Origin of the sequence: Arenicella chitinivorans (assembly GCF_014651515.1) — a bacterium.
In the GTDB taxonomy this organism is placed as follows: Bacteria; Pseudomonadota; Gammaproteobacteria; order Arenicellales; family Arenicellaceae; genus Arenicella; species Arenicella chitinivorans.
Genome location: NZ_BMXA01000001.1, coordinates 702,592 through 718,693 on the forward strand (window position 1 = coordinate 702,592; position 16,102 = coordinate 718,693).

Here is a 16,102-nt window from a genome sequence, read left to right on the forward strand (position 1 = left end):
CTTTTTTGGTTTGCCACATAGGGCAAAAGTCGCTTCAGCTTAGAACTTGTATGTCAGATCTACACCGTATACGCGGCCTTTGGCCAGTGGTGCAAAGCTACCACCCAATGGAATCGGACCTAAGAATTCCGGTAACTGCGTGTCGCCACCATGCTTAACTTCGTCGGTTAAGTTCTTTCCGAAAATACCAAAAGACCAGCGGCCATTAGCGGATAAGAAGTCGATTCCAGCATTGAGAATAGCTTGTTCACCGATAAATCCAAGGTTGTTGTCAGTGTAAGCGGATTCATCTCGATACGCATAGGATATGCGAGATACCGCGGTACCCCAGTCACCAACATCGGAGTCGAGCGTCAATCCAACACTGTAGGTCAATTCCGCAGCACGAGGTAAATCTAGGTTTTTATCAACATCGTTGATCACGCCATCGCCATTCAGGTCAAATCGCACCGCGTCGTAACCTGGGTCGATGTAACCGAGCGATGCATTGAATACTAAGCGATCCGTCAGTGGGAACAATCCTTCGATCTCGAGGCCTGTTATTGTTGCATCGGCAGTGTTGCGAATTACCTGTACCACACCAGAAATTGGATCGGCCAAGTTGATCTCACGTTGCATGTCGTCGATTTGGTTGTAGAAAATCGCGCCTGTGATGCGACCACCGTTGCGCAATGAGGTTTTGAAACCGGCTTCAAAATTGTCTACGGTTTCTTCATCGAACGGGCCTGGACCAAAATTCACGGTGTCAATGGCAGTGTTACGAAGGTTGTAACCACCAGAACGGAAACCGCGTGTCCAGTGCGCGTACATCATGCTTGTGTCACTGAGGTTGTAGGTCACACCAATTTTTGGTGACACGTTACTCCAGCTCTTTTGGTCTTGAAAGTCGTATGGACACGTGCCATCAATCACACTACATGGTGCATTGACATTGCGTACTAATGACGCGATGTCTGCTGACTTTTCTTCGTCGGTGTAACGCAATCCCAGATTGACCACCATTTGATCGGTCAAATCATAATCAAGCGAGGCGAAAAGCCCAAGCGTTTCAACCGAATAATCACCGCCACCGTCTTGCGTTAAGCCAAAAAACCCTGGTGGGGCCACAACGCCGAGCAAGCGGCGATTCTCGTTGTACTTTAGGTCATTCTTAAAGTAGTACGCACCAAGGGTGAGCTGTGATCGATCTCCAACTTCACCTGAATAGCGAATTTCATTGCTGATTTGGTCGTTGTCGATGCCATTAGGAGAATGGAACAAGCTGATTGGCGTGGCGTCCACGTCCACCGAGCCCTCAGATTCCATTTTCCGGTAACCGAAAACATTGGTGATGGTGCCGTTATCGAGTTCATACTCGATGGTGCTACGGAAAAAATCGGATTGTAAATCGATGTACCCAGTTTCATCGATAGACAAGTCAAATGAATCGCGATCAAAATCTGCGGCGCCATTGGCAATACCACTGCCATTACGGTGGTTTTGCGATGCTGGGCCGTGGCCCTCTGTCTCGAAGTAATCGTAGATAGCGGTAATGGAGAGTCGCTCAGTTGGAGTCCAAACCACCATCGGTCGAATCGCTAATGTGTCTGACTCGCCGTGTGCAGCCCCAGTAAACTGGTTGAAAAAATACCCATCATCTTTGTTACTGTAAACTGAGATTTTGGCAGCCAATGTGTCACTAACTGGACCACCGACTGTTCCTTGAAGGTAAACACTCGGCTCTTCACCGCCGGTTTCATAGGCGGCTTTGATCTTGCCACCGAACTCATCACCAGGTTTGGCCGAGTTCAACAACACCGCACCACCTGTGACGTTACGACCAAATAGCGTGCCCTGAGGACCGCGCAGTACTTCGATGCTCTCAAGATCGAACACGTCTAAGATAACGCCCGCGTTCGTGCCTAAATAGACACCGTCAACGAAGGTACCGACGGTCGGGTCGATGCTTGGAATGGAACTATTAATGCCCAGGCCCCGAATTGAAAAGTTGGCGACGCTGCGCGACGTTCCAACATCGTCGAATGCCACGTTGGGTAACCCAACACTGAGACTTTCGATATCGCGAACTTTGAGCACATCAAGTTGATCTGCATTGAAGGCAGTCACCGCGATTGGAACATCAAGAATTGACTCCTCTCTCTTTCGTGCTGTGACCACGATTTCTTCTAGTAGTTTGGCACTGGCTCTGGATTCCTCCTGAGCGACTGCCGTCGGCGTACTGACCATAGCGGCTATGGCTGCGGAAACGGCAGACAGCCGGAATACCCAACTTAATGGTTTTTTCATAGTTCCTCCTCTGGATTAGGATTAATTCGTGGTGCTCATTCTTAGGTAGTTATACTGAGCTACGGTCAAGAATGTCTTAATTTCCTTAGGTTTGCAATGCCTCAGGATTATAGGGCTTATGCTTTGTGTGAATAACACTTTAAAAATAATCGGTTTCCAGTTGCTTTTGTGCGTTCGACTGTGGCTTGCACTTGTCCATTTTCTGTATTACGCTGGCGACTCTGACAGTCAATAGAAGTCTATGTGTTGGGAGCGCAAATTGGAGACTGGCTGTTGGAAAGCGTGGTTCGAATCGGTTTGTTTTGCCTGGGCAAGCGCGGAAGTACCAAATAATAAACGCAGAGTACCGACATACTCTGACTTCCAACACATAATGGGGTAACGAAATGTTTGATTTCGTCGGAAAATTCTTTAAAGGGCGACCGGAGAAGAAGGCAACTACGACCAAGGCTCAGGCACAAGCCAAAGCAGCAAAACGCCGACCTTCCGCAAGTCGCGGCACAACTGGCATCAAGTATGACGCGGCCTTAATTGACAATCTGGAACACGACCATGAACAGCTCGTTGAGTTGTTTGGCAAGGTTTGGAAAGAAGGATACGAGGCCAGCGATTTCGAAGCTTTATCCGCCCATCTAGTGGAATTCAAAACGTTGTTCCAGAGTCACCTCCTTAAAGAGAACGTCAAGTTCTATGCTTACTTGGAACAGACGATGCGAACCGATTCACATTCCTTAAGTGTGGTTCGTGAATTTAGACGCGACATGAACGACATTGCCAATGCGGTCATCAGTTTTTGCAAAAAGTATGAACGTTCTGAATACACCAAGGTCGCGAAAGACTCATTCAAAAAAGAATATCAAGGGATTGGTCAGGCCTTAGTTCGACGAGTTCAGCTCGAAGAGCGCGACCTCTACTCGTTATACGCGCCCGTCTAATTCTGTCTCGGCAGCCCCGCGTTCAGGGTCTGCCGACAAATTCGCTGTGTTCGATATTCACTTATTTTATATAGGAGGGCAGATTCTTATAGCGTAATCCACTCAGTGAGTTGGTCTGTCATTAAGATTGTTCGCGCATCACTTTGACTCGAGGATGACGAACAGCGTTTTTGGTGATTAGGTCTGAGTAATCACTGAACTGGTTCAGGTGCCTTGTTTTGTAACCCTACATATACAAACTTGGCACACAAACTCCTACACCACCCATCGTTACTACCTTGGATACAATTGTCATTGTTGGCGCTGGTCCAGCAGGCGTCAAAGCGGCTACACAATTGCTGGAAAAAAGCGAGCAGGTACAGGTTAAAATTTTCAACGGTGAGCGCGTTCTACCCTACAATCGCGCGAGACTGTCGTACTATCTGGCTGGTGAGATCGGCTTAAGCGATCTCGAAAACCGCCTGCCAGAGTCCGACGCCCGCTTACAGGAATATGATGGCTGTCACATTCGCCAAGTCGATACGCAGTCAAAAACCGTCATAGACGAGCACGGCCATGTTCATGAGTATGACCGTCTCATTATTGCGACCGGCTCATCCGTCTCCACACCAGCAATTTTTGGCGATGACAAGTCCGGCGTATACAGTTTTCGTTCTCTGGACGATGCACAACGTTTGCTGCAACTCCGTGACGCCAACCAGGATGTGTTTGTAGTTGGTTCCGGCCCGCTAGGAATCGAAACGGCGCTGGCCATGAAAACCCAAACTAATCAGGTCTATCTGCAGGTACGCAACAGCCTGTTTGCTAAGGGTCTGGACTCACATGCGAAGGGTGTATTGATTGACTATATACGCTCTAATGGCGTGATCGTACACGATCAGGTTTTAGTGGAGCGGATTCATGGCAATGGTCGTGTCACTGGCGTGCGATTGAGCGACGGGCGCGAAATCCCAGTTGAAATCGTAATTCTGTGTACCGGCATTTCACCGTTTGTCGAGTTGGCCAGCGCGGCAGGAATTGACGTCGAGCGCGGGATCGTGGTGGACGATTTTATGCAGACCAACTGCCCAAATGTTTACGCAATCGGTGAGTGTGCGGAACACGCCGGCACAACCTATGGTCTGGTGAGTCCCGGTTATGAACAGGCCGAAATCTGCGTCGATCATATATTGCATTCGCCACGTCGTTTCTCCGGCGCCAATAGCGAGCTGCAATTCCACTTTCGTGGATTCTCGAGTCAGGTGTTAGGCGCGCCAGAGCAGCCAGGTAATACTGTGCTTGTTTACCGCAATACGTTAAAAAATGTTTACCGCAAACTGGTGCTTGATGGGCGGCGGTTGATCGGCGCCACGATCATTGGTGATTGGGGCGAAGCAGGCCGAGTTGCGAGTCGGATTAAAACACGTAAACGCGTCAGCCGCAGTGCCATGCGATTGTTCGAAAAGCGTGGCAATCTCTGGAGTGAGCAGCGCATTTCGATTCTGGATCAGCCCGAGGACTACATCGTTTGTCTGTGTAAAAACGTGACGCGTGGTGAAATTTCAGCCTGCATGGAAAAAGGCTACCGCAGCCTGCCAGCGCTCGGTGAGCAATTACAGGCCGGTGTCACTTGCGGTTCGTGTCAGCCGTTATTGAAACACATGATAAAGGAGCCCGTGCCGAACCTGATCATGCGTCATTATCGCGCGATTTTCATGGTGTCTATCCTGTCGGTATTGATTATTGGTCTCACGTTTATGGCCCCCAAACTGCCGTTCGAGCGCTCAGTTCAGTTTTCTTTCCAGTTCGAGAAAATTTGGTATGGCAGTGTTTACAAGCAAACAACAGGGTACGTGCTGCTGGGGTTGTGTGCACTCAGCGGTGCGTTGTCGTTGCGCAAACGTTGGAAAAAAGTCTCGGTTGGCAATCTCGACAACTGGCGGTTCGTGCACACGATTCTTGGCTTTGTGGCGTTGCTGGCATTGATTGTGCACACCGGCTTCCGGCTCGGGCAGAACCTCAGCTTTGCGTTGATGATGGTGTTCTTGTTGGCGACGCTAACCGGCTCGCTGGTGGGGATTTTTATGTCGCGAAATCATCATTGGACTGATCTCAAATTAACTCAGTACCGGGCCTGGTGGTCGCGAGTCCATTACAGCTTGCTGTGGCTATTACCGGCACTGTTGATATTCCATATTTTTTCTTCGTACTACTTCGCATAACCCCATGAGTGAAGGGACGATTTTCAAATGATAACAACAATAACCATAACGAGATTACATGCGGTTTTTTCAGCGGGTTGGATTCTTACAATATGGCGCGGCAGTGACTCTGCTGCTGAGCGCGTTCCTGGGCTACAACTTATTTGTCGGAGGCAAAGATTTGTTTCTACCGGGTAGCAGTACCAAAGGACATCATCAAATCGAAGCGCAATGTGACGTGTGTCACGCAACGCCGTTTGATACCGACGATGCAATGCAGCAAGCTTGCTTGAGTTGTCACAGCGATGCGCTGCAAAAGGCCCGGGACACACACCCAATGAAAAAGTTTACGGATCCGCGCAATGCCGACCTGCTTGCGAGCCTTGACGCGACTCAGTGTGTCACTTGCCATATTGAACATTCGCCTGAGGTGACCGGTCAGTTTGGCGTCACGTTGCCACCGGATTTCTGCTACTACTGTCATCAGCAGATCGCAGAGGAGCGGCCCAGTCATGAAGAATTTGAGTTCAACACTTGTGGTAATGCAGGCTGCCATAATTTTCACGACAATAAAGCATTGTATGAATCGTTTTTGGCGAAGCATATTGATAAACCCGCGTTGTTGTCCGAAGCGCGGTTGCGCGTGCCAAATGCCTTTGCGGTGTGGCAGCAGCGCAACCCAGATGCAGCACCGCTGCCTGCCACTGCGCATGATGGTAGTGAGATACCGGGAACTGAACCTGCCTTGATCTCGGCGTGGCAATCCAGCTTACATGCACAGGTCGGCGCGAACTGTTCTAGCTGCCATGCAAACCCGTTAGCACGAACCGATTCCACGGCCTCTAGCTGGCGCAGCGGTCATGACCTGAGTGTGGCATCGTGTACGGACTGTCATACGGCTCAGGTCGATGGTTTTAAGCAAGGCTTACACGGTATGCGGCTGGCCTCTGAGTTGCCACCTCTCAAGGTCTCTGACGCCCGTTTGCCCATGCATACGGACGCAGCCCACAAGAGTCTCACTTGCAGTAGTTGTCACGATCCCCATCAGCCCGATTTACAGTTTGCTGCCACCGAAGCCTGCCTCGGTTGTCATGCTGATGAGCACAGTTTGAACTACACAAAATCGGCACACTCGACGCTTTGGCGTCAGGAAGTTGCTGGCCAAGTGGATGCCGGAGTGGGCGTCAGTTGTGCCAGTTGCCACATGCCGCGTATCAAGAAGGGCAAGCTGGTGTCGGTAGAACATAATCAGAGCCTCACTTTGGAGCCGAATAGCAAAATGATTCGGCCAGTCTGTCTTGAGTGTCATGGACTGGAGTATTCGATCGCAGCATTGTCAGATCGAAATCTGATTCGACGAAATTTCTCTGGTGCGTTTGATGCAACGCATCCGAGCTTTGCACTGGTACGGGAACGCATTGCGGCTAAAAAGGCGCAGAAACAGCGTGCACGTGCTACCAAATCCAACCAATGACTCACAGAGACCACCCTATGAAAGCAAAATCGTTAATTCCTAGCATTTCTTCTTTGGCCCTATTGACTGTTCTCGGTGCTCACACCGCCGTCGCAGAGATCAGTCCACAACGTATGGCTGATGCGATCTATGCCGTGATCGAATCCGACCGAGCGGTGTATACCAAAAACGTGGTGAACCGCTTGCAAAATGAAGAGGAGGTCATTGATGCGCACGAGTATTGGGAAGATGAGCAAGCTTTGCCGTTACCCGCGCAAATGTTGCGTATGGGGGCAGAAGAAGTTGCAGAAAAAGATCTGGGCATCACGTATGCACTATTGAGCACCTGGCCGATCAATAAACAAAATGAGGCAGTCACTGAGATCGAAAAGAAAGGCATGGAGTTTATTGTTGCGAACCCGACACAGCGTTTTTATTCCGAAGAAGTACTGGCTGGCGAGCGGTATTTTACCGCGATCTATCAAGACATCGCGGTTTCCGATGCCTGCGTAAAATGCCACAATGATCATTTGGATAGCCCGCGCGACGATTTTAAAATAGGTGATGTCATGGGCGGCGTGGTGCTGCGTATTAAGCTCGATTAGGTTTCATGACGCGATGATGAGTTGCGCGTGATACCCTGCTTCTTTTTTGACTTAACCGGTTCTAAATCATGATCCAAGCTTATGCGGCGTTTGAGCCTAAAGGGGAACTCAATCCCTTTGAATATGATCCAGGTGCATTGGCGCCAAACGATGTGGAAATTAACGTTGAGTATTGTGGCATTTGCCACAGCGACCTCAGTGTATTGGACAGCGATTGGGGCAAAACGGCGTACCCAATGGTGCCCGGTCACGAAGTGGTTGGAACCATAGGCCAAGTCGGTGACCAGGTTCAGGGGGTTGAGGTCGGTGATTATGTCGGCCTTGGGTGGCATGCTGGGTATTGCGATCATTGTGCATTGTGTGACAGCGGTGACCATAACCTCTGTCAACAAAGCCAAGCGACCATCATCGGTCGTCACGGCGGTTTTGCAGACAAAGTTCGGGCTGCGGCAAACAGTGTGGTCAAACTACCGAATGGCCTGGACCCGAAATCCGCTGGGCCTTTGTTTTGTGGTGGTATTACGGTGTTCAACCCGCTCGTCCAATACGCCGTGAGACCGACCGCCAAAGTCGGCGTGATTGGCATTGGTGGTCTTGGGCATATGGCGTTGCAGTTTCTCAACGCGTGGGGTTGTGAGGTCACCGCGTTCACCTCCAGCGAGAGTAAGCGTGACGAGTTGAATCGCATCGGTGCACATCATATTTTAAATTCACGTGACCCGTCTGCGCTGAAACAGGCGGCGAGACGATTTGACCTGATTATTTCCACGGTAAACGTCTCGTTGGACTGGAATGCTTATCTCGGTACGTTGGCACCACGTGGACGTTTGCATTTTGTTGGTGCTGCGCTGGAGCCTCTAAATGTCGGTGTGATGAATTTGATGTTTACACAGCTCAGCGTGTCGGCCTCGCCAATAGGCAGCCCGGCAACCATTCGTCAAATGCTTGATTTTGCCAACTTGCACGATATTCGGCCCATTATTGAGACCTATAAGTTCGATCAGGTGAACGATGCCATCGCGCGGCTCCGTAGCGGCGAAGCGCGATATCGAGTCGTGTTAGAGCGATAGGTGTGATGACTCAGTACTGGTTGTTTAAATCTGAGCCTGACGAGTACAGCATTGATGATTTGGCGGCCGAGCCAAGTGGTGTTGGGGTCTGGGATGGTATTCGAAACTATCAGGCTCGAAATCTGTTACGCGACAAAGTCAAGCAAGGCGACAAGGCGTTCTTTTATCACAGCAGCTGCAAACAAGTGGGTATAGCAGGCAGGATGACGGTAGTGCGTGCAGGGTATCCGGACCCAGCGCAGTTCGATCAGGGTAGTGGGTACTATGACGCGAAAGCGAGCATGAACACGCCACGGTGGTACTGTGTCGACGTCTCTTTTGAGCAAAAATTTGCACGTACTGTGTTGTTAAGCGAACTGAAAGAACTGGCTGCTGAGATCGAGTCACCGCCGGCCGAGATGGTGTTGTTGAACCAGAGTCGCCTATCGATTCAGCCAGTAACGGGACCACAATGGGCATACATTGTGGCGTTGGCTCAGAATTCGTGAAGACGCGCTCGGGGTCAACAGAGTCCTCGACGGTAATCAACAGAGTCCTCGACGGTAGGCAACAGAGTCCTCTGCAATAAAAAGAAACGTCCATGTTGGTAGGGTTCAAGTCGGATACGGGAATTGAGCCTACTTCCATCGTTTCGCACCACAGGAGCATGGGGGGCGAACTCCGCTGGTACATGCGCACAGTAAACAACCGTCGTCGACCCTGACACCTCATGCTGCAATGAGATATTGGTTGATTGAATGACGTCACGTTCAACAGAATTTTAATGATAGGTTCTGGTCATAAGTCGTGCAATTCCCTGCCAGGGAAGGGCGGCTACTTTTTCGAGTAATTAGAAGACAGGCTCGTGCTCAGCGTAGATTGCGTACGGCGGGTTTTTAAGGATCTCGGCACAGCAACGTCTTATGCACCGCGTAGGCAACAATTCTAAGCCTCGCTTAACAAGTACGCGGCGTGCACCTCGTTTGACATTTTTGAGAATTGATCACATAGCGCGCGTGATCGCACAACTCAACGAATCGCCTGTTGTTGGCGAAATACATCGTGCTGGCTGGCACGGCGTATCCGAGTTGTTGGTTTTACCGCGCGAGACGGTGGAACAACGCATCCGCTGCCTCATCCATCGGGTAAATCATTTCAATTCGGATATCACTGAGCGCTGCCTCGACCATGCCTTCGAAGCGTAACACTGTCATGTAGGTCGAGTAGATCTTTCCTTCAATGACGAGCTTCGGGTACATAACCATCGACCCTAGACGCGAATCTTGCGATTCTTCAGGACGTCTGACATCCTGCATATGGGCAAGGGCTCGCTCTGTTAACTCCACCAACTTTGGGTCGCCGCTGCGGGCGACTTCAAACCGTCGCCGATCGATAAAAGCCCAAGCGAGTTCCGACCAGTTTGCGATTCGTTTACGGATTGCAGTCGATGCAAAGAAGTCGTCAATTGACTGTTCTGGCGAGCGTTGACTCATGCCCGGAAACAATCGCTGAAAGGCCGTGTTCTCAAACAGAATCTGTGCTCGCGTATCGACGGCACAGGCAGGATAGGGATCGTGACTTGTCAGGACCGCTTCGACCACATTGGCGAGCAGCTGCGTATTCTCGCCGTTAGGACGATAGGGTATGTAGTTTATCGGGAGTCCAGCAGAAGTGAGCAGGATGTTTTGTTCAGATATATTCAGCTCAAGTGCTTTACACAGCCGCTGAACCAATTCTAAGCCTGGCCTGGAACGCCCAGTTTCAATAAACGAGATGTGTCGAGGCGTGGTGTCGGCAATTTCTGCCAAACGCAACTGACTTAGCTTTCGCCGCGCACGCAGTACACGCAAACGTTCTCCAAACGAATTCGGGGCGCGAACACCATCGGATTTTAAATTAGACATATGCAACGGGGGGATCTGATGACCCAATTCATCATACGTAACCGACATTGGTTACCTGCATTCCTGCTCGTCGACTCCCCGTTTCAGGCTATAAAATACCCAGCCTGTGCGCCGCCTCTTAAAACTACGAGTGGATACGTTGAATGATACTACCATCAACAACTGTCTAGCAATGCTTGAATCGACGCGTTTGTCGGCGATTAGCGGACCGAAAACGCTCAGTACCGCCACGCTGAAAGTCCGTTGATGCGCTGTTTTTAAGGGGCGGACTGCCTAACCGACAGGAGGATGTGCATTCTGCTTGGCAACATCGTCTGTTTGCACTTAAGTGAGTAAGGCAATGGTAATCACTAACTAAGTGGCGAAATGATCTGCATGCAGTTTACATGCGCCGGCGATATGCGCAAAATGAAGATCGAAGCAGGATGACATCGTTGGAGTGTATTTTGGCCGAGTCAGAGATTAATCAACAAGAGTGGCAAGATGAACGGAATTGGGTAACCTGGTTCGGCATCTACAGTAGCCGTCGAGACTCTCGGCTTTGGGTGCCAAAACGCATGCCTGCGCTGGGTTGGACCATCAATTTCGGACATCCGCGTGGCCCGCTGTTGTTCTGGTGCATTTTGGGGGTTCTTGCTCTGCTAGTTTTGCTCGCAGTTTATCTCTAGACACCGCCAATTAAACGCCATAGCCCACACGGATGCGAGCAGACACACACTCTTGACCGTTGCGTTGTACGGCATCGCGAATCCGCGGTCTCTGTGCATTCAATTAAGCCTAAATGATTGTGCGGAATCCTGGCTATTTGACTTGCATTTATTTCTCTTAATGAATATCATTCGCATCCCTAAATAGGAATGATTAGCATTTAGATTATATTTGAAGGTGATGCTCCATGGGCGAACTGTTTGAACTTGTGATAGCGGGTGGTCCGGTCGTGGCGATCTTACTGCTGTGCTCCATTCTTGCTACGGCGATCTCACTGCTCAAGAGCTGGCAGCTGTGGTTAATGCGAGCACGTCCGCATGCCAATGCCGAGCGTGCTCTCCATCATTTACGCCAGAATGAGCGGAATCAAGCCGCACTGATGCTGAATAACTCGCAGAACCCGCGTGCGCAATTGGTCAAACAAACGATCGGTTTATTGGATAAAACCAGTCTGACAATCGATGAGGTTCGCAATGAGTCTATGCGCATAGCGCGGGTGTCGATGGCGAAACTCACTAGCTTTCTCAGGCCGCTTGAGGTCATTGCGGCGACTGCACCCTTACTCGGTTTGCTGGGGACGGTGCTCGGTATGATCGAGGCGTTTCGCGCAATGGAGTCCGCCGGTGCGCAAGTTAATCCAGCTATATTGTCAGGTGGTATCTGGCAGGCCTTGTTGACTACCGCCGTTGGTTTAGCGGTCGCAATTCCAACGTCGATTGTGCACAGTTGGTTCGAACGCAGGGCTGAACGTGAAGCGGCTGCAATGCAAGATGCATTAGACCAAGTCTTTACCTTGGAAGCGGCACGCCGCGACCTTGGTGAAAGCAAAAAGATTGCGTGAGTATGTCGACCGTCGATTCGCGCTCGATATGGTCTCCACGCCGCCGTCGTGCGATCAGCCTGACCGCCCTGATCGACGTGGTGTTCATATTGCTGTTGTTTTTTATGCTCACATCAACCTTTACGCGATGGAAAGCGATTGAGCTGGAAGCGCCACAAACCAGTGTGCATCAGACTGCCGACAACGTTGCTGCGCTAGTAGGACTGCGCGCGGATGGTGCTCTGGTGTTCCATGCCAGCGACATTAGCCTGGCTTCGGCGAGTGAATTAAGCAGTAGCTTGTTTGTAGATGTGCCGCGTGATCATGCTGTGGTGGTGTTGCCAGACTCTGATGTCAGTGTGCAACAGATCGTATCCACGATCGAAGCTCTGCAGGCCACTGGTTGGTCGAAGGTTTCATTGGGCGACGTGCAACACAACGCAGCAAGCAGTACAGCCGGAGATTGAACAATGGGTTTACTATCTGCACGGCGTGTGAGTAATAACGACCAAAGCCTAATTCCATTAATCAACATTGTGTTTTTGTTGCTTATATTCTTCATGATTGCGGGTCAGATCAGTGCGTTCGATCCGCGCGATACGGTACCCCCGGCATCGACCAGCAAGGAAGCTGTCGACCAAACTGCAGTGAGCCTGGTTCTTGATCGGCAAAATCAATTGTTTTGGGATGGTGAAGCGATTAGTCCGCAAGTCTTGTCGGATCGAGCTGCGCAGTTTGATGGTGACATCAAATTGACTGTTGACCACACCATGTTAGCAAAAGACCTAGACGCCGTATTGTCGGTATTCAGGCGCCACGGCGTTGCGTCACTTACGTTGGTGGCACGGAGCCCCGAGAGCTAAGTGATGAGTGCAGTAAAGTGGTTAATCGCTGGTTTGTTGGCCATTGGGTTGCACGTCGCTGCCGCCATGATCATCACCACTATCAACACGCAGTCGGTGCTGTTATCTGGCGCAGAAAACGACGGAGAGCAGGGCGTTCATATCGGACTTGGTATGGATGGGTATCTGGTCGAACAGGTGGGTAGCGAGTTGGTTGAAGCCGAAAAGGTTGAACCGGAACCCAAGCCGGAACCTAAACCGGAACCTAAACCGGAACCTAAACCGGAACCTAAACCGGAACCTAAACCGGAACCTAAACCGGAACCTAAACCGGAACCTAAACCGGAACCTAAACCGGAACCTAAACCGGAACCTAAACCGGAACCCATAGCTGCGGCGCAGCCGCAATTAACGACAGTCGAGACTGTCGCACCAGCAGCGATCACCATACCAGACCTGGACCCAGAACAAGACCAGGTATCCGAATCGAACCCAGTTGTGAAACCGCGGAAACAGTCGTCAGAGAGCACATCGACTGACAAAGTCAAACATCCCGCGTCTAAACGCACTCGCGCAACGGGCAAGGCCGATCACCGACAACGAGGGAGTCGAAAAGGGCGTGCACGAGACTTTCAGATGGTCTTGATGGCACATCTCAATCGGCACAAAACGTACCCTAGCGCGGCTAAGAAAGCCAAATTACAAGGCACGGTCGAACTCCAGTTTTCGATTAATCAGTCTGGCCAAGTGCTAGCCGCATCCATTCGAACCAGTTCCGGACACACCCAATTGGATGCGGCGGCGCTCGAGATGTTGCGGCTGGCAGAACCGTTGCCGCCATTCCCCGATGAATTTAATCGTGAGGTGCTAACCCTCGCGATACCCGTTGAATACTCATTAATTACAAAGTAGGTAAGAAAATGTCATTAAAATCAGGATACAAGGTTGAGACAGGTGCGGTTATTCCGAGCAGTCTGCGATACAGCCGAACAGCTTCCCCAAGTTTAAGCACACTCGCGCTTGGCGTGTCTGCCGCCTTACTGGGTAGCCCAGTGATGGCTCAGAGCGCCGATGATGAGCCGATGGTACTTGACACATTGCAGATTGAAGAGCGTGCCATTGATACTAACCCATACACCGAGCCGGGTGCGCCCTATAAAGCCAATGTGTCAGGTGATCAGCGCCGAGTCAACCCGATTGCCGACACACCAGCCACCATCAGCGTGTTGACGCAAACGCAGATCAAAGAATCAGGTAAGTCGGATTTGCGCGAAGTGTTAGCGGCGCAGCCAGGCGTGACCTTGGGAACTGGTGAGAATGGAAACGCCTTCGGTGATCGCTACATCGTACGTGGCCATGAAGCGCGCAGTGATGTGTTCGTGGATGGTTTACGCGACCCAGGCATGACCACGCGTGAGAGCTTCGCAACCGAACAGGTCGAAATTACTAAAGGTCCAAGTTCAACCTTCGCAGGGCGTGGTTCAAGTGGTGGAGCGATCAACAGTATCACTAAACAGGCGAGCTCCGAGTACAACTTCAACCATGTGGAAGCCGCGTTGGGTTCAGACGATTATCGTCGGGTTACTCTAGACAGTAATAACCGATTTTCGGATTCGTTTGCAGTGCGTGCCAATGTGTTGCACACGTATGAAGATGTACCGAACCGTGCGCCTGCAAGTCGTGAGCGTAATGGCGTGGCGTTGTCGGCGCTGTGGCACGCTTCTGAGCGTGTTAATCTGACAGCCGATTACTATTATCTGGAGGCGCAGGACGCGCCGGATTTGGGCACCTATATTGTCAGTGGCGGTGAGCCAGTCGACGATCTGCCGGTGTATTTGCAACAGCAGGACTTTTTGGAGTCGGATGTTGAGACGTTTACGTTGCGTTTAGATACTGAAATTAATGCACAGCTAAACTTCGCCAATGCGACACGATTCGGGACCACTGACAACGGCTATGTCGTCACCGGTGCGCGTGGCACCAACCGGGATGAGAGTGATTTGTTGGCTCCGGGCGCAGCCACGATTGGGTTGAGTACCCATCAGGGCTGGCAGGAAGTCGAGTATTTCGTTAATCAATCAAACCTGTATCTCGATACACAGATTGCGGATATGAATCATCAGTTTGTATTCAGTCTCGAGTATTCAGATATGAGCGTGGTGAACGGCGTATTCAATGTGGAAAATACCGGCGCTACCAACTGTATTACTGGGGGACGCCGGGGCGCAAACCCGAATTACTGCATCGTCGACCCGAGTGGCGCAACGGTAGCCAATATTGACTCGTTAATGGGGCGTCAGATCACTCGCGGTGGCTTTGACTCAGACTACAATATCGACACGATCTCGGTGGCGGTGATGGACACAATTGAGTTGAGCGATCGCTGGAGTGTCTTCCTGGGGCTGCGACTCGACAGCTTTGATTATCAAAATAATGTTGTTGGTGGCGGTGCGACTGAGCCGACGACCTACGAATACTCCGACGAGTTGTGGAATGGGCACGTAGGTGCGGTCTACAACGTGTCTGAGCAAGGTAACATTTATCTAACCTACAGTTCCGCGACCAACATAAACGGTGGCGAGTCTGACGTAGGTGGAAACTGCGGTTATGGCGGTATTTGTGGTGGTATTGAAACGATCGCCCTGAGTGAGCCAGAGCAGGTCTCAAACCTCGAGTTGGGTACGAAATGGGAATTGTTGGACGGTAAACTGTTGGCCACCGCATCGGTGTTCCAGATTACTAAGGACGACATTATGGAAGGTGAGGACTACTCCGTGGTTGGCACGTTGAATACAGGTAAAAATCGAGTACAAGGCGTCGAGTTCTCAGTCGTGGGCAATCTGACAGACCGCTTGAGTACCCAGTTCGGTGTCTCTACCATGGACTCTGAAGTACTGGCATCAGTTGACCCAGATAACATTGGTAAGCGACTAAGTAACTTCGCAGATGACAGCGTTTTCATGCAATTGAAGTACCAGGCCTCGCCCAAGTTCGCGGTTGGCGGATCGATCACGTACTCAAGTGAGCTGTTTTCAGGTCAGCCGGATGCAGCCGCAAGTGAAACATACAAAGTACCCGGCTACACCGTGGTTGATATGTTCGCCAGCTATGCGTTTTCGGACACAATCAGTGCACGCGTGAATATCGGCAATCTGACTGATGAAGATTACTACTTAGCGTCTTACCGCAGTGGTGCTTTCACTTACATTGGTGATGCGCGACGAGCCGATTTGAGTGTTAAGTTCGAGTTCTAGTTCTGATCTTCACTTAGGGTTACACTGGGCTGGTCGTGTTTGACGCGATCAGCCCTTTTGTTTTTG

At 50.8% G+C, this 16,102-nt stretch carries 14 protein-coding genes; 12 read left to right on the forward strand and 2 right to left on the reverse strand.

The window, feature by feature from the left end:
- Positions 1-39: 39 nt before the first annotated feature.
- The gene (locus tag IE055_RS03145) at positions 40-2,286 is read right to left on the reverse strand and encodes a TonB-dependent receptor (RefSeq protein ID WP_189398528.1); all 2,247 of its coding nucleotides are present in this window, start codon (positions 2,284-2,286) and stop codon (positions 40-42) included.
- A gap of 386 nt (positions 2,287-2,672) precedes the next feature.
- Between IE055_RS03145 and IE055_RS03150 the strand changes: the two genes are divergently transcribed.
- From IE055_RS03150 to IE055_RS03175, 6 genes are all read left to right on the forward strand, one after another.
- Positions 2,673-3,221, forward strand: coding sequence for a hemerythrin domain-containing protein (locus IE055_RS03150; protein WP_189398529.1), 549 nt, complete (start codon positions 2,673-2,675; stop codon positions 3,219-3,221).
- Between the two features lie 278 nt (positions 3,222-3,499).
- A complete protein-coding gene (locus IE055_RS03155; RefSeq protein ID WP_189398530.1) occupies positions 3,500-5,422 on the forward strand; it encodes an FAD-dependent oxidoreductase in 1,923 nt (640 codons plus the stop codon).
- Positions 5,423-5,480: 58 nt separating this feature from the next.
- Positions 5,481-6,875 carry a cytochrome c3 family protein gene (locus IE055_RS03160; protein WP_189398531.1) on the forward strand — a complete coding sequence of 465 codons (1,395 nt, stop codon included), beginning with the start codon at positions 5,481-5,483 and terminating at the stop codon, positions 6,873-6,875.
- Between the two features lie 17 nt (positions 6,876-6,892).
- Complete coding sequence (locus tag IE055_RS03165; RefSeq protein WP_189398532.1) at positions 6,893-7,459, forward strand: Tll0287-like domain-containing protein; 567 nt, start codon at positions 6,893-6,895, stop codon at positions 7,457-7,459.
- A 68-nt stretch (positions 7,460-7,527) separates the two neighbouring features.
- Positions 7,528-8,529 carry an NADPH-dependent aldehyde reductase Ahr gene (ahr, locus tag IE055_RS03170; RefSeq protein ID WP_189398533.1) on the forward strand — a complete coding sequence of 334 codons (1,002 nt, stop codon included), beginning with the start codon at positions 7,528-7,530 and terminating at the stop codon, positions 8,527-8,529.
- A 5-nt stretch (positions 8,530-8,534) separates the two neighbouring features.
- The gene (locus IE055_RS03175; RefSeq protein ID WP_189398534.1) at positions 8,535-9,017 is read left to right on the forward strand and encodes an EVE domain-containing protein; all 483 of its coding nucleotides are present in this window, start codon (positions 8,535-8,537) and stop codon (positions 9,015-9,017) included.
- 588 nt (positions 9,018-9,605) lie between these two features.
- On the opposite strand, the gene IE055_RS03180 is transcribed toward IE055_RS03175, so the two are convergent.
- A complete protein-coding gene (locus IE055_RS03180; RefSeq protein ID WP_229794105.1) occupies positions 9,606-10,460 on the reverse strand; it encodes a helix-turn-helix domain-containing protein in 855 nt (284 codons plus the stop codon).
- Positions 10,461-10,837: 377 nt separating this feature from the next.
- On the opposite strand from IE055_RS03180, the gene IE055_RS03185 reads away from it, so the two are divergent.
- The 6 genes from IE055_RS03185 (at position 10,838) to IE055_RS03210 (ending at position 16,036) form a co-directional block, all read left to right on the forward strand.
- Positions 10,838-11,080: a DUF5808 domain-containing protein gene (locus IE055_RS03185; RefSeq protein ID WP_229794106.1), complete on the forward strand. Its 243-nt coding sequence runs from the start codon at positions 10,838-10,840 to the stop codon at positions 11,078-11,080.
- A 227-nt stretch (positions 11,081-11,307) separates the two neighbouring features.
- Complete coding sequence (locus tag IE055_RS03190; RefSeq protein WP_229794107.1) at positions 11,308-11,961, forward strand: MotA/TolQ/ExbB proton channel family protein; 654 nt, start codon at positions 11,308-11,310, stop codon at positions 11,959-11,961.
- A 2-nt stretch (positions 11,962-11,963) separates the two neighbouring features.
- Positions 11,964-12,407, forward strand: a complete 444-nt coding sequence (locus tag IE055_RS03195) for an ExbD/TolR family protein (RefSeq protein ID WP_189398536.1) — start codon at positions 11,964-11,966, stop codon at positions 12,405-12,407.
- 3 nt (positions 12,408-12,410) lie between these two features.
- Positions 12,411-12,803 (forward strand): ExbD/TolR family protein, encoded by a 393-nt coding sequence (locus IE055_RS03200; RefSeq protein ID WP_189398537.1) that lies wholly within the window; start codon positions 12,411-12,413, stop codon positions 12,801-12,803.
- Between the two features lie 3 nt (positions 12,804-12,806).
- Positions 12,807-13,694: an energy transducer TonB gene (locus tag IE055_RS03205; RefSeq protein WP_189398538.1), complete on the forward strand. Its 888-nt coding sequence runs from the start codon at positions 12,807-12,809 to the stop codon at positions 13,692-13,694.
- Positions 13,695-13,702: 8 nt separating this feature from the next.
- Entirely contained in the window at positions 13,703-16,036 is a 2,334-nt protein-coding gene (locus tag IE055_RS03210) for a TonB-dependent receptor (RefSeq protein WP_189398539.1), read from the forward strand.
- Positions 16,037-16,102: the final 66 nt, after the last annotated feature.

What these genes read in the sequence shown, in the direction of transcription:
- IE055_RS03145 (WP_189398528.1), bottom strand. Translation starts at nt 2,286, where the DNA reads ATGAAAAAACCATTAAGTTGGGTATTCCGGCTGTCTGCCGTTTCCGCA.
- IE055_RS03150 (WP_189398529.1), top strand. Translation starts at nt 2,673, where the DNA reads ATGTTTGATTTCGTCGGAAAATTCTTTAAAGGGCGACCGGAGAAGAAG.
- IE055_RS03160 (WP_189398531.1), top strand. Translation starts at nt 5,481, where the DNA reads ATGCGGTTTTTTCAGCGGGTTGGATTCTTACAATATGGCGCGGCAGTG.
- IE055_RS03165 (WP_189398532.1), top strand. Translation starts at nt 6,893, where the DNA reads ATGAAAGCAAAATCGTTAATTCCTAGCATTTCTTCTTTGGCCCTATTG.
- ahr (WP_189398533.1), top strand. Translation starts at nt 7,528, where the DNA reads ATGATCCAAGCTTATGCGGCGTTTGAGCCTAAAGGGGAACTCAATCCC.
- IE055_RS03175 (WP_189398534.1), top strand. Translation starts at nt 8,535, where the DNA reads ATGACTCAGTACTGGTTGTTTAAATCTGAGCCTGACGAGTACAGCATT.
- IE055_RS03180 (WP_229794105.1), bottom strand. Translation starts at nt 10,460, where the DNA reads ATGTCGGTTACGTATGATGAATTGGGTCATCAGATCCCCCCGTTGCAT.
- IE055_RS03185 (WP_229794106.1), top strand. Translation starts at nt 10,838, where the DNA reads ATGACATCGTTGGAGTGTATTTTGGCCGAGTCAGAGATTAATCAACAA.
- IE055_RS03190 (WP_229794107.1), top strand. Translation starts at nt 11,308, where the DNA reads ATGGGCGAACTGTTTGAACTTGTGATAGCGGGTGGTCCGGTCGTGGCG.
- IE055_RS03195 (WP_189398536.1), top strand. Translation starts at nt 11,964, where the DNA reads ATGTCGACCGTCGATTCGCGCTCGATATGGTCTCCACGCCGCCGTCGT.
- IE055_RS03200 (WP_189398537.1), top strand. Translation starts at nt 12,411, where the DNA reads ATGGGTTTACTATCTGCACGGCGTGTGAGTAATAACGACCAAAGCCTA.
- IE055_RS03205 (WP_189398538.1), top strand. Translation starts at nt 12,807, where the DNA reads ATGAGTGCAGTAAAGTGGTTAATCGCTGGTTTGTTGGCCATTGGGTTG.
- IE055_RS03210 (WP_189398539.1), top strand. Translation starts at nt 13,703, where the DNA reads ATGTCATTAAAATCAGGATACAAGGTTGAGACAGGTGCGGTTATTCCG.